Below are 13,917 nucleotides of genomic sequence, written 5' to 3'. Positions count from 1 at the left end.
TTTTAAATCGAATTTTATTTAAAAGCAGTAACTATTAACAACGCTAAACTAGTAACTACACTTGCAATACTTACTAATTCACCTGAACTCATTTTATCTGTTTCCGGTTTAGTAGGTACAACTATTTGCGAATCTGGTAAAACTTTAGGATAAGATTTAAAAAACAAAAAAGATTTTGCCACTGCCGCTTTTCCATTTGGATAAATGATATAAGCTTTCTTTTTCCAACCTTTACTATCTATTCCTCCTACAGCATCAATATAATAATTGAAATTCTTATTTTTTCGATATGGAATTTCCGATGTTAACAAAACATTTCCAACAATTTTTACTCCTTCATTAAATTTAGATACTATAATTTCATCTCCTCCAAATAGGGTAACATTTGAATAGTGATCTTTATCTTTCACTATTTTTTCCCAGTTTACAGGAATAGTTGCAAATTTAATTTCATCCTCTAACTTTTTAGATAATTTTTCTTGAGAATTATCTCCATTAACATTAATACTTACATTTTCAATATCCTCAATTTGATCACTTTTTATAGGTCGCTTAATTTTCAATCCTTGAAAATTTGCATCGGTAGTTAACCCGCCTGCACGCATAACTATTGAGTAAACTGACTCTTTTTTATTTGCAAGAACATAGTTTCCTGGATAAACAACCGATCCACTTATCTTCACTACTGAAGGTTTTTCATAAACAGCTAATCTGCGAATATTAACAACATCAAAAGGTTCTAAAGGGAAATTCTTAATTTGCTCATTTTCTGGAGTGAGCTCTAAATTAAACACTTCTACTCTTTTGGAATCATTTTCTTTAATAGAATCAGACTTAATCATTCTTGCAATTTCAACTCTCTTTGAAGCTGAACCAGTAAATCCTCCTACCTGAACTATTAAATCATTTAAAGTAAGATTTTCATAATAAGGATATTTTCCTGGATTTTTCACTTCACCATCTATAGAGATTTTATATTCTTCTCTAAATTCTAAAACAGAATAAATAGTAAAAACATCCTCTCTTTTTAACTCAACATTTGCATTTAAATCTCCTTTTAATGCTGCATTTAGGTCAACATTTACTATTTCTGAAGTTAAATCAGATTTTAAACGAATTATTTTTGCTCTTTTTGTATAAGCATCTTCTTTTAATCCTTCAGCTTTCGTAACTAAATCTGAAACTCTCATTCCTTCTTTAAAAGAATAAGTGTCTGGCCTGAAAACAGCTCCTTCAATTTTAATACGGTTCTCGAATCGATCTAATATTCTTGATACTTTAAAAACATCTCCTGATTTAGGAATATAACTTGAATAATTTTCTTCATTAATATCAAGAACTTTAAATTCCTTACCTGTTTTTTGTTCAACATTAACTGAAGCAGTATATGCAAATTCATTAAACCCCGAAGCAAATGATAATAAATCGGAAAATGTTTCACCATTTTTCATTTCGAAAATCCCAGGTCGTTTAACTTCACCTGACAATACAACTCTCTGGCTGTACGCAGGAATTCTAATTACATCATTGTCTCTTAATCCAATATTATCTGCTTGATCTCCTTTTACTAAAAAGCGATAGACATCAATTTTTCTTAAAACTTTATTATTTCGAATTAATTCAATATTTCTATAACTACCATTTTTACCAGGACCTCCTGCTAAATGCAATGCATTAAAAACTGTAGCCAATGAAGAAACTGAGTAATTACCTGGCTGATTACCTCCAATTACAGTCACTTTTATAGTTCGAATCTTACTCAAAGTCACACTTACTTGTGATTGCCCAGATTTTACAGTACCATATACTTTAGCTATTGCGCCCTTTATTTTTTGAGTCGCTGCCTCAATAGTCATTCCAGAAACTGAAATTTGTCCAACGAATTGGATACTGATTTTTCCTTCTGCAGTAACAGCTATATTACTATTAAATTCTTGTACACCATATACAGCAATTTGCAATTCATCACCAGGTCCTAATATATAATTAACGGGAGTAGCTAATTTTAAATCTTGAGCAAAATTAAGAGAGGGATTATCAAACAATTCAGAGCCAAAAACTAAAATATCATCATTTTTTTTAGGACTATTATACTCAACTACATTTTGATCAGTTGCTACTGTTATATCCCCAACAGTTCCTGTACTAGAAACATTATTTGAATTAATAGTTGAGGATGCTAACCTCGCTTTTAATTTTGCAAATTCCATAGGACTCATCCCTTTGGATAATACCATAGGCTCCGCTTGATCAATAGAAATCTGACTATTTGCCAATTGTGATTTAATTTTATCTATTTCATTACTAGTTAAATTATCAACTTTAATAGTACTTAAATCATTACCTTTTAAAATATCCTGAGCAATTATAGTACTGGTTTGGAAAAAAGTCATAAAAAGGATAATAACTGTAATTATTTTTTTCATTGTATATTTTTTTACTTAATAAAACTTCAATATGAATTCTAACTTAATTTTAATATAAGGTTAATTTAATACCTCTTATCTTAAATAGATTTTATCTTCTTATAAAAAAGTTTACTACATGGCTTCGCCACAGTGAGTCCCATTTTTAGTCACTTTTCCCCAAGAGTTTGCAAATTTATATTAAAAAAAAAGATTTTTTTCTTCTTTTTTAAAAATAAACCTGACATTTAATTTGTTACTTGTAACAAAAAATAAATTATTTCTTTTCAACCTTTAGAATACATCCTAATGATTCCAAAACAAGAATGTAATGATTTTGTTTTATTTCCTGCACAATAGCTGATTGAGACACAAACGGCCCTGATTCCAACAAAATTTTATCCCCTTTTTGCCATTTTTCAACAACTATCTCAACAGCATTTGGCTCACTTAACCAATCTTGAATGGTCTTGATCTCTTTTTCCTTGACAATAGCTGGTTTACCTAACCAAAACAAGTAACGTACAGCACCAGTAATTCCAAAAATAACATTTCGATCTTTTTCTTCAATTTTTACAAAAATATAAGAATTAAACAGCGGTACCTGAATTATTTTTTTTCTATCTGACCATTGGCTAACCTTAGTTATTAAAGGACAATACGCCGTAACCCCAATTCCAATCAGCCGATCCGCAACTTTCTTTTCCCATTTGGGCTTAGTATAAACTACGTACCAGCTCATATTTTAAATTATTAAATTCCTTTCGCAACTTAGATAGACTTCATACAAAATAAACTTATGCCAAACATCCAATTCTTAAGAATACTGTTTTTCATAATAAGATGAATATGAACCAGAAGTAACATTACACAGCCACTCTTTATTATTCAAATACCAATCAATAGTAATTTCCAGCCCTTGTTCGAAAGTAACTGATGGCTTCCAGCCCAGCTCGCTATTTATTTTTGATGCATCAATTGCATAACGCAGATCATGTCCTGGCCTGTCTCTCACATAAGTAATCAATTGAGCCGATTCACCATTAATTCTACCAAGTTTTTGATCCATCAATTGACACAAAACTTTAACCAAATCAATATTTTTCCATTCATTAAAACCTCCTATATTGTAAGTTTCATGATTCTTTCCATTATGAAAAACAAGGTCAATCGCTGCAGCATGATCCTTTACGAACAGCCAATCCCGAGTGTAGTTCCCATCTCCATACACAGGTAAGGGTATATTATTAATGATATTATTAATAAACAAAGGAATCAGTTTTTCAGGAAAATGATTCGGCCCATAATTATTAGAGCAATTGGTAATTACATATGGTAATCCATAAGTTTCACCATATGCTCTTACGAAATGATCAGAACTTGCTTTGGATGCGGAATAAGGCGAATTCGGATTATAAGGTGTCGTCTCTGTAAAAAGGCCTTCAGCGCCTAGCGAACCATATACCTCATCAGTACTTATATGATAAAAAAGTTTTTCTTCAAAATTTCCAAACCATTGTTTTTTGGCAGCATTTAATAAATTCATAGTTCCAATAACATTGGTTTTTACAAAAGCCAAAGGATCTTCAATAGAACGGTCAACGTGAGATTCAGCAGCTAAATGAATTATTCCATCAAACTGATGGTTTTGAAACAAATTATCTATAAAACTTTCATCAGTAATATCTCCTTTTACAAATTTATAATTAGGCTCTTCCTGAATATCTTTAATGTTTTCCAAATTTCCTGCATATGTCAAGGCATCCAAATTAAATATTTGATAATCTGGATAATTAGTTACAAATCGTCTTACGACATGTGAACCAATAAATCCCGCTCCCCCCGTAATAAGTATCTTCTTCATTATTTATATTTTCCCTTTCTATATTTCCGTATTATAAAAATCAATTTTTAAAATAATCTGCAAAGATAATCCCTTTACAGCCTTCCATCAACACCTTCTTTCAAAACTCCTTTAACATCATACAAAATACTGCATTCTTTTCGCAGGGAAGCAATATCCATTTCCATAAACTCTGAATGGGCTACACCTAAAACCACAGCATCAAAAGTATTTTCTGGAAATTCGTTCATCACTTCAAGTCCATATTCATGCTTAACCTCCGCAGGATTTGCCCAGGGATCAAAGATGGCAACCTTAATTCCATAGTCTTCTAATGCCTTAATTACATCCACAATTTTGGTATTTCGAACATCGGGGCAGTTTTCTTTGAAAGTAATACCCAACATCAATAAATTAGCTCCATTGATGGTCACTCCTTTTTTAATCATCAGTTTCACTGTTTGAGAAGCAACATATTCTCCCATACTGTCATTCAAACGGCGTCCCGCCAAAATTATTTCAGAGTGATACCCTTTTTCCTGTGCCTTTTGGGCTAAATAATAAGGATCTACTCCAATACAGTGCCCTCCAACCAATCCTGGTTTAAAAGGCAAAAAATTCCATTTTGTTCCAGCCGCTTTAAGTACTGCAGCGGTGTCAATATCCAAAAGGTTAAAAATTTTAGCCAATTCATTAACAAAAGCAATGTTAATGTCTCGTTGGGAATTCTCAATTACTTTAGCCGCCTCAGCCACTTTTATCGAAGGTGCTAGATGAGTTCCTGCAATGATAACTGATTGATACAATTTGTCTATTTTTTGCCCAATTTCAGGAGTGGATCCTGATGTGATTTTTAAAATTTTATCAACAGTATGCTCTTTATCACCTGGATTAATTCGTTCTGGCGAATAACCCGCAAAAAAATCAATATTGAATCGCAATCCAGATATTCTTTCCAGAACAGGAACACATTCTTCCTCTGTAACTCCCGGATATACAGTAGATTCATATATCACTATATCACCCTTTTTCAAAACAGAACCAACTGCTTCGCTGGACTTATATAATGGCATTAAATCAGGGCGGTTATTTTTATCAACCGGGGTAGGCACAGTAACAATAAAATAATTACAATGAGCTATATCTTTTATATCTGAACTGCAGTAAAGACCTATTTCATCACTGCTCTTTTCAACTAGCACCCTTTGCAGTGTTTCTCCATCTACTTCAAGTGTAGTATCTATGCCTGACTTGAGTGCTTCAATTCTTGACACATTAATATCAAACCCTACAACTGAAAATTGTGTAGCAAACAATCGGGCCAATGGCAAACCAACATATCCCAAACCTATTACCGCGATTTTTATGTCCTTATTCAATTTCTTTAAACTATTGTTGTTTTTTAAATTCCTAATCATAGATAAAAGAATTATTTTTTTATTACCAAAACACAACTCCCCTATAAATAAAGCTGACAAAGGTAATAAAAATAAGAATCCGATTGCATCAAAAAAAACGTCCTATAAAACTAAAAAAAGGTTTTCACAAACTAAAAACATAAATAGCTAATAGTCAGTAAAATTTATTTTTTTCACTTCAATACCAATGTAAAAAATCACTATTTTTAGTGATGGTGGCTATTGCCATACAAGAGCAAAAACTACATAAAAGACTTACTCATTCAAATACAATTATTGTCAATCATAATGAACTATCAACAACTCTACAAGACAAACAATAAACCGCAAATAAATTCTTTTACATCACTTTTTACAAAAACAACAAAAAAAAAGGGCTTATTTTTTAAAATTAAACCCCTTTTAAATTTTTAAATGTAAAAACTATATTTCCAAACTCATACAATAATTTAAAACACTAAGAACCTATAGCTTGATATACAAATCCAATCTTTTCCAGTTTTCCTTTGTTTAATATATTCCTTCCATCAAAAATAAAAGCTGGTTTTTGCATACCATCATAAATTTTTTGCCAATCATAATCAGCAAATTCATCCCATTCAGTCAATATAGCAATGGCATGTGCACCTTCACAAGCATCATAGGCATTATTAAATGAAGTAACATTCTTAGCATTCTTCTCTGCTGTTCTTGTTTCAAGATAATCCAAATCAGCTAAAACTTTTCTTTCCGATACTTTAGGATCATAAACTGCAATCTTTGCTTGTTCATTTATTAATTCATCGGCAACATAGATAGCTGCTGATTCTCTTGTATCATTCGTGTCTTTCTTAAATGCCCAGCCCAAAAATGCAATCTTTTTATCGGCTACAGTATTGTAAAGAGTTTTAACTATATTATTTGAAAAACGAAGCTTTTGATAGTCATTCATTATAATAACCTGTTCCCAGTAATCTGCAACTTCATTTAGCCCATATGATTTAGCGATATAAACTAAATTCAATATGTCTTTTTGAAAACAGGAACCTCCAAATCCTACTGAAGCTTTTAAGAATTTAGGCCCTATTCTGCTATCCATTCCAATGGCTCTGGCAACTTCATTAACATCAGCACCAGTTTTTTCACACAGCTCAGACATTGCGTTAATAGACGAAATTCTTTGTGCTAAAAAAGCATTAGCAGTCAATTTGGATAATTCTGATGACCATACATTGGTAGTTAGAATTTTCTCTGGGCTCACCCAGTTGGAATACACGTCAACTAACGCTTGAATTGCTTTTTGCCCCTCTTCAGTAGTATTACCGCCTATTAATATCCTGTCTGGACTTAATAAATCTTCAACTGCAGTTCCTTCCGCCAAAAATTCAGGGTTGGATAAAATCTGAAATTGAACTCCATTACCTGTGTTGTCAAGTATACTTTTAATAGCTTCTGCAGTACGAACTGGCAGAGTTGACTTTTCAACAACAATTTTGTCATGTTTGGCAACCCTAGCAATTTGCCTTGCACATAATTCAATATATTTCAAATCAGCAGCCTGTCCTTTTCCTTTTCCATAGGTCTTTGTAGGTGTATTTACCGATATAAAAATAATTTCTGCTTCATCAATCGCCTTGTCAACTTCTGTTGAAAAAAACAGATTTCTTCCTCTTGCCTCTGCAACAATTTTATCTAAGCCTGGTTCATAAATTGGAATATTATCGGTATTTTCATCATTCCATGCTGCAATTCTTTCTGTATTTAAATCGACAACTGTCACTTGAATATGAGGACATTTTTGTGCAATAACGGCCATTGTTGGCCCTCCAACGTATCCAGCTCCGATACAGCAAATCTTTGTAATTTTCATTTGTCTAATATTTATATATTTATTTTTAAATTATTCCAATACCAATCTAAAGCCTCCTTCAATCCTTCTTGCAGAGAAAATTTGGGATTATATCCCAGCATATCTTTAGCTTTGTCAATACACGCCAATGAATGAGGGATGTCACCAGCTCTGTTAGATCCATATTCAATCCTTACATCAGCAATTTTTGAATCATATTCTGCCAAGTATGTTTTTAAATAGCCTACTAAATCATTTAAAGTATTCCGCTCACCAAAAGCTGTATTGTAAACCGTATTCACAGCTTCAAGATTCTCAGTAGTCATTGCCAATTCATTCATCTGGATTACATTATCAATATAAGTGAAATCCCGTGAATAATTTCCGTCCCCGTTTATTTTGGGACTTTCATACTTCATCAACTGCATTACAAATTTAGGAATGACCGCAGCATATGCTCCATTTGGATCCTGTTTCCGCCCAAATACATTAAAATAACGCAATCCGATGGTTTCTAGTCCATAAGTTCTGCTAAAAATTTCCGCATATAATTCGTTTACGTATTTTGTAATGGCATACGGAGAAAGGGGTTTCCCTATAACTTCTTCAACCTTTGGCAAATCAACAGAATCTCCATAAGTCGAAGAACTTGCCGCATATACAAATCGCTTAACATTAGCATCTCTTGAGGCTACCAACATGTTCAAAAAACCAGAAACATTAACATCATTCGTTGTAACAGGATCATTTATTGACCTTGGCACTGAGCCTAATGCTGCTTGATGTAAAACATAATCAACTCCTTGAACTGCTTGATGACAAGTTTCTATTTTACGGATATCACCTTCAATCAAACTAAATTTTTCGTTGTTAATAAAATCCGACAAATTATATCTATAACCTGTGGCAAAATTATCTAAACAAACAACTTTATAGCTTTTTGACAAAAAATATTCACATAAATTAGATCCAATAAATCCTGCCCCTCCCGTAATTAGAATTGTCCTGCTTTTATCTTTAGCCATTATATATACATTTATATAGAATATTATTTTGACTTTTTAATTGTAATTTTCTCTAATAAACTTTTTTTCTTCTCAGTCTCATGGTAACCATTAGAATAATTTCCGTTGCCGTATCCATAGCCATAGCCATAGCCTCCTCCATACTTTGCTTTATTTTCAAAACCATTCAAAATGATACTGGTATTATGAAGTTCTCCTCGATTAATTCTATTGTTTAATAGTCTTATCATCTCTTTTTTAGTAAAATTTTGTCTTACAATATACAAAGTAACATCACAATATTGTGTTAATTCAAGTGAATCAGCTACTAGACCAACTGGAGGAGTATCAAGAATAATATAATCATACTTAATTTTAAGTTCATCAATCAGTTCTTTCATTCCATCGTTCATAATTAATTCAGCTGGATTAGGTGGTATTGGACCTGACAGTATTACATCCAAATAGGGGATTGAAGTATGATTTACGATCTCATCTAATTTTTTATCTTTAATCAAATAATTTACAACCCCGACGGTATTGACCAAATTAAATTCATCAAATAATTTTGGCTTCCTTAAATCCATCCCGACAATTACAGTCTTCTTTTCACTTAAAGCAAATACAGTCGCTATGTTTATGGAACAGAATGTTTTACCTTCACCACTGACAGACGATGTTATCATAAGTGTTTTGGCTCCTGCCACATTACTCTTTTTGTACAGAAATTGAAGTGATGATCTGATTGCCCTGAAAGACTCAGATAATGCCGATTTAGGTTTATCAAAAACCGCTAAACTGTTTTTATCTGGATTTACTCCTATTATACCAATTAATGGAATTGATGTCAATTTACTAACATCATCAGGATTATAAATAGTATTATTTACAAAAAAGAGAATAGTAATTACCAGCAATGGCAACAATAACCCAAGAAATATTGCTAAAATATAATTCACCCCAGTCTTTGGTCCTATTAGTCCTCCTCCTATATCTTTGGCTGGATCTATAAAATGAATATCTGATAAATTGGCTGCTTTTACGATATCTGCCTCACTCCTTTTTTGCAGGAAAGTACTATAGATATTATCATTCAGATCATATTTTCTTTTAATTTTAATCAATTCTTGCTGATCATCTGGAAGATTCTTGATCTTGCTTTCCGTCTCATTAATTTTACTTTCAACTAATGCCAAATCATATTGTAAAGATGCTTTGGCAGTAGTTATGTTTTCTAACAAAACATTTTTAACGGCTTCCATCTGATTGTCAAAATCACGAAATATTTTTTCACTTTTAACAGCATAAGCCATCTCCGATCTTTGAGTGGAAAGCGCTATTAATTTAGAAACATTGACAACAATATTTGGATCTTCAATCCCCGCCACCGATGGAGCCGGCAGTTTAGAATAATCAACACTGTTTTTTAAATATGATTTTAAAGAATTATAATATGTAATTTTTCTGTTTACTGCATCTTTTTCTACATCAAAATCTAGAATTTTGTCTGAAAATTTAGCCCCTCCATTTCCCTCAACTTCAAAAATATTTTTGCCCTTTCTAAAAGATTTTAACTCATCCCCAGTTTTTTTTAACTGAGATTCCATTGCAACAAGCGTACTATCAATAAAATTAATTGTATTAGTTGCAAATAGATTTTTATTATCCAGTTGTCTTTTCATCAGCATCTTCACAGTAGAATTTAGATACTCAACCATTCTGGCTTTATTGGTACCTTGCATTCCCAAAGTGATTATCGAACTCCCTTTGTCATCAGCCTTAACATTCAAATTTCGATAAGCTGAAACAGTTGCATTGAAATCATTAAATCGAACAAAATATTCATTTCCTTTATACAATCCAGGATTGTCTTTTATCTGCAGTTTCCAGTTTAGAAAAGGTAATATTACTTGCTCTCCGACTTTATATTTCTTAATAAGCTCTCCCTCAGCAACTGAAGTTTTAGAATAGCTATTGTCAATATAGTGAATCATTGAAGCCGAAGTTCCTCCAAAAACGATTCTTATTTCGTATTGATTTTCGGTTAAAAACTTAATTCCAATAAGAGTTCCAGCTAATTGTCCCTGTTTTTTATCAATATCAACATAAAACGGAACTGATCCATAGGCATCAACAAGATTATACTCACCCTGAACTAAATAATCAACATAATACTGCAGTTTATCTACCACTAACTCATTATGAGAACGAGACTGTAATGTGGTTAAAATAGTTTGGATCTGATCTGATGCTCCTCCCCAATTAAAAACCAAACTAGTGCTAGAGGTAAAGAGAGGGTTCGTTTCTTCTTTTGCAGATATCAAAGTTTCGATACTATAAATTTTTTCTTTACGTATATTAATCTGATATGCTATTGTCAGTGTTATGCATATGGATATTAAAAACCATTTCCAATAACTTATTATTTTAAGTAAAAACCCCTTAAAATCAAAACTTGGACCGTTTTCAAAAACTGAAAAATCTTTAATATCTAGCATATTGTGGTATTATTTTTTAAGCAACAAATAAGTTGTGGAAAGCAAGGATAATAGGGTAATAATAGTTGACAACGACTGAATTCCTGTACTCCCAGTACCCCAAGTTTTTTGTTTAAGAGGTTTTACATATACATAATCATTTGGCTGTAAAAAATAATAAGGAGAATTCATTACATTAATGTTGGTTAAATCAAGATTTTCCATCTCTGTTCCGTTGGGAGTTTGTCGTATAATTGTTACTGATTTTCTATCTCCTGTAATATTGATATCACCGGCATTGGCAACAGCTTCCATAATATTGACTTTTTCCTGAAATAATGTTTTTGTTCCTGTACTTCCCACCTCTCCGTTTATTGTATAACGGAATCCAGCCAATTTTACTACAACAAAAATACTGGCATCGTCCTTAAAGTAATCAGCAAGCAATTGTTTTTCAACACTAAGACGTACTTCTTCCAGCGTAAATCCCATAACATTCATTTCTCCTAAAACAGGAATTCTAATATTTCCATGATCATCTACAGTAAAACCATCAAAATAAAGACCCGATTCAGAATGACTTGGTGAAGAACTATTTGCACTGGGATTAAAAATGGAAACCAATTTAGGATCTGATGCTTTAATAGAAATACTTATTACATCATGGGTCTGTAACCGATAGGGTTTTGATTCTATTTTTTCTATCGAATTTTCCTTTGTAGAATTATCTTTTTTTTGGAGATAAACCAAATCTTTTACTGGAATACAGGACGTAAATAATACACTGATAAATAAAAAAATATAGACTAATTGCTTGTTCATTCGTATTTATTTAATAACAAATATAGTTTTTAGATTACTTAATTAAAAAGTTATAATGCATAATAACAGTTTTAATTAATTTTTAATGATTTTTCAAAAGGTACTCTATGCAGTATACTTCTGCCAAGTGTAATTTCATCAGCATATTCTAATTCGTCTCCAACAGCTATTCCTCTTGCAATTGTAGAAACTACAATCTTTAAATCGGCTATTTGTTTATAGATGTAAAAATTAGTTGTATCTCCTTCCATTGTGGAACTTAATGCAAAAATAATCTCCGCGACATCACCTAATTTAGCTTTCTCTACTAATGCATTAATTGTAAGCTGACTCGGTCCTACTCCATCAATTGGAGAAATTTTACCTCCCAAAACATGGTAAATTCCTCTAAATTGTCCAGTATTCTCGATAGCCATAATATCTCGAATATCTTCTACTACACATATAATTTGATGATTTCTGCTTGGATTGATACAAATCTCACAAACTTCTTTATCAGATATATTATGACAGCTTTTGCAATATTTAATTTCCTCACGCATTGTAACCAATGCTTGAGCCAAAAAAGCTGTTTGCTCTTTAGGTTGCTTTAAAATATGCAAAACCAATCTCAAGGCTGTTCTTTTACCGATTCCAGGCAATTGAGACATTTCATTAACTGCTTTTTCTATTAATTTTGAAGAAAATTCCATGGGTACAAAAGTAAACAATTCAACAAATTGTCATTTACAAAATTAGCCTTAATTAAAAAGAATATCTAATTATAAAAAAACAAATTCCTATTTAAAAAAGGAAATACAAATTGTTATGAATATTCCAGTTGTCACAATTAAGGAAACTGACTGGAGATATTTTCTAAAAAAATTAATACTTATTTAAAGTCAGCAAGACTAATGTACAGGCAGCCTCAAATTTAATATTGTTTAATTCCAAAAGCTGATAAAACTCTGGATTTTCTGTTCCTGGGTTAAATAACACACGTTTAGGACTAGCTTCTACAATATAATTATAATAATCTTTTTGTCGGGAAGGATTTATGTACAACGAAATAGTATCAATATTTTTAACTGGAATTGCTTTCGTATTTATTTTCACACCTGCAACTTCCCCTGCATTCTGTCCTACTGCAAGAACAGAATGTCCTTTTGCAACAAGCATATTAACTGCTTTAAAAGCGGCCCTTTCTGGCTTTGTAGTTGCTCCAATAATTAATGTTTTTTTATTTTTTGTCATTGTAAATCTTTATGAAATGCAAAAGTAAGCAAAAACAAGTAAGCACTAACTAAATAGTTGTTTTAAACCCGTATCCAGCATTAGAAATTTGAAGCTCGAAGAAACTGCTTCTAAAAAACTAGTGACTTAAATTTCACTATTAGCACAGCCTTTTTCTGAAGTATACAATAATCTAACTCTTATTTAAAATTGATTATACAGAAAATCGTAATTTTACAATCAAAAAAACTAAACTGGATGGATTTATTTATTTACCTATTTGTTGCTTTATTTTCTGTATTAAATCCTATTGGAACAGTACCTATTTTTGTAGGCTTGACGCAAGATGATTCCAAACAAGAACGTTCGCGAATTTCCTTATGGACTTCCATAAATGTTTTTTTAATCCTTATAATTTCATTTTTTATAGGGAAATATGTCTTAAGCTTTTTTGGAATCAGTATTGATTCCTTAAGAATTGCAGGAGGCTTAATTATTGTAAGTTCGGGATTTTCTTTGCTTTCGGGTAAATTCAATAAAAAACGCGGTATTAATAAAAAGATAGAAACCGATGCTCAAAAACGAAATGATATTGCTTTAACACCACTAGCAATTCCAATGCTTGCCGGACCTGGTTCAATATCTTTATTAATTGCTTTTTATCAGGAACATCATGAGACTAATGAACTAATTATCGCCAGCATAGCTATATTGGCAATTGCAGTTGCTATTTTTATTATTTTAAGAAGTGCTCACTATTTAGCACAAATACTTGGAGCATCTGGTATTGTTGCAATTTCTAGAATAGTGGGTTTTATAGTTGTCGCAATTGGCATTCAATATATCGTTAGTGCTCTAATTAATATTATCAAAAGCAATTTGATGTAATCCCACAAAAAATCCCAAAT

11 protein-coding genes are annotated in these 13,917 nt (G+C 31.8%); 1 reads left to right on the top strand and 10 read right to left on the bottom strand.

The features are described 5' to 3' along the window. Positions 1-14: 14 nt before the first annotated feature. The 10 genes from C8P67_RS13560 to C8P67_RS13515 form a co-directional block, all read right to left on the bottom strand. The gene (locus C8P67_RS13560; protein WP_115813701.1) at positions 15-2,426 is read right to left on the bottom strand and encodes an SLBB domain-containing protein; all 2,412 of its coding nucleotides are present in this window, start codon (positions 2,424-2,426) and stop codon (positions 15-17) included. Between the two features lie 256 nt (positions 2,427-2,682). After that, positions 2,683-3,147, bottom strand: coding sequence for a UpxY family transcription antiterminator (locus C8P67_RS13555; protein WP_115813700.1), 465 nt, complete (start codon positions 3,145-3,147; stop codon positions 2,683-2,685). 75 nt (positions 3,148-3,222) lie between these two features. Continuing rightward, positions 3,223-4,269, bottom strand: coding sequence for a dTDP-glucose 4,6-dehydratase (rfbB, locus tag C8P67_RS13550; RefSeq protein ID WP_115813699.1), 1,047 nt, complete (start codon positions 4,267-4,269; stop codon positions 3,223-3,225). 74 nt (positions 4,270-4,343) lie between these two features. Beyond that, positions 4,344-5,666 carry a nucleotide sugar dehydrogenase gene (locus tag C8P67_RS13545; RefSeq protein ID WP_170141464.1) on the bottom strand — a complete coding sequence of 441 codons (1,323 nt, stop codon included), beginning with the start codon at positions 5,664-5,666 and terminating at the stop codon, positions 4,344-4,346. Positions 5,667-6,123: 457 nt separating this feature from the next. Continuing rightward, positions 6,124-7,515, bottom strand: coding sequence for a UDP-glucose 6-dehydrogenase (locus tag C8P67_RS13540; protein WP_115813698.1), 1,392 nt, complete (start codon positions 7,513-7,515; stop codon positions 6,124-6,126). An 11-nt stretch (positions 7,516-7,526) separates the two neighbouring features. After that, positions 7,527-8,519: an SDR family oxidoreductase gene (locus tag C8P67_RS13535; RefSeq protein WP_115813697.1), complete on the bottom strand. Its 993-nt coding sequence runs from the start codon at positions 8,517-8,519 to the stop codon at positions 7,527-7,529. A gap of 23 nt (positions 8,520-8,542) precedes the next feature. Beyond that, on the bottom strand, positions 8,543-10,996 hold the full coding sequence (locus C8P67_RS13530) for a polysaccharide biosynthesis tyrosine autokinase (RefSeq protein WP_115813696.1): 2,454 nt from the start codon (positions 10,994-10,996) through the stop codon (positions 8,543-8,545). A gap of 9 nt (positions 10,997-11,005) precedes the next feature. Next, a complete protein-coding gene (locus C8P67_RS13525) occupies positions 11,006-11,797 on the bottom strand; it encodes a polysaccharide biosynthesis/export family protein (protein WP_115813695.1) in 792 nt (263 codons plus the stop codon). Between the two features lie 71 nt (positions 11,798-11,868). Next, complete coding sequence (gene recR, locus C8P67_RS13520; protein WP_115813694.1) at positions 11,869-12,489, bottom strand: recombination mediator RecR; 621 nt, start codon at positions 12,487-12,489, stop codon at positions 11,869-11,871. Positions 12,490-12,661: 172 nt separating this feature from the next. Then, a complete protein-coding gene (locus C8P67_RS13515) occupies positions 12,662-13,030 on the bottom strand; it encodes a CoA-binding protein (protein ID WP_115813693.1) in 369 nt (122 codons plus the stop codon). A gap of 237 nt (positions 13,031-13,267) precedes the next feature. Between C8P67_RS13515 and C8P67_RS13510 the strand changes: the two genes are divergently transcribed. Then, the gene (locus C8P67_RS13510) at positions 13,268-13,897 is read left to right on the top strand and encodes a MarC family NAAT transporter (RefSeq protein WP_115813692.1); all 630 of its coding nucleotides are present in this window, start codon (positions 13,268-13,270) and stop codon (positions 13,895-13,897) included. Positions 13,898-13,917 lie beyond the last annotated feature (20 nt).

Source organism: Flavobacterium aquicola (genome assembly GCF_003385115.1).
In the GTDB taxonomy this organism is placed as follows: Bacteria; Bacteroidota; Bacteroidia; order Flavobacteriales; family Flavobacteriaceae; genus Flavobacterium; species Flavobacterium aquicola.
The sequence above is the reverse complement of the archived record's forward strand: the minus strand, read 5'-3'. Positions and strand labels throughout refer to the sequence as shown.

What these genes read in the sequence shown, in the direction of transcription:
- C8P67_RS13545 (WP_170141464.1), bottom strand. Translation starts at nt 5,666, where the DNA reads ATGATTAGGAATTTAAAAAACAACAATAGTTTAAAGAAATTGAATAAG.
- C8P67_RS13525 (WP_115813695.1), bottom strand. Translation starts at nt 11,797, where the DNA reads ATGAACAAGCAATTAGTCTATATTTTTTTATTTATCAGTGTATTATTT.
- C8P67_RS13515 (WP_115813693.1), bottom strand. Translation starts at nt 13,030, where the DNA reads ATGACAAAAAATAAAAAAACATTAATTATTGGAGCAACTACAAAGCCA.
- C8P67_RS13535 (WP_115813697.1), bottom strand. Translation starts at nt 8,519, where the DNA reads ATGGCTAAAGATAAAAGCAGGACAATTCTAATTACGGGAGGGGCAGGA.
- C8P67_RS13530 (WP_115813696.1), bottom strand. Translation starts at nt 10,996, where the DNA reads ATGCTAGATATTAAAGATTTTTCAGTTTTTGAAAACGGTCCAAGTTTT.
- C8P67_RS13560 (WP_115813701.1), bottom strand. Translation starts at nt 2,426, where the DNA reads ATGAAAAAAATAATTACAGTTATTATCCTTTTTATGACTTTTTTCCAA.
- C8P67_RS13555 (WP_115813700.1), bottom strand. Translation starts at nt 3,147, where the DNA reads ATGAGCTGGTACGTAGTTTATACTAAGCCCAAATGGGAAAAGAAAGTT.
- C8P67_RS13510 (WP_115813692.1), top strand. Translation starts at nt 13,268, where the DNA reads ATGGATTTATTTATTTACCTATTTGTTGCTTTATTTTCTGTATTAAAT.
- rfbB (WP_115813699.1), bottom strand. Translation starts at nt 4,269, where the DNA reads ATGAAGAAGATACTTATTACGGGGGGAGCGGGATTTATTGGTTCACAT.
- recR (WP_115813694.1), bottom strand. Translation starts at nt 12,489, where the DNA reads ATGGAATTTTCTTCAAAATTAATAGAAAAAGCAGTTAATGAAATGTCT.
- C8P67_RS13540 (WP_115813698.1), bottom strand. Translation starts at nt 7,515, where the DNA reads ATGAAAATTACAAAGATTTGCTGTATCGGAGCTGGATACGTTGGAGGG.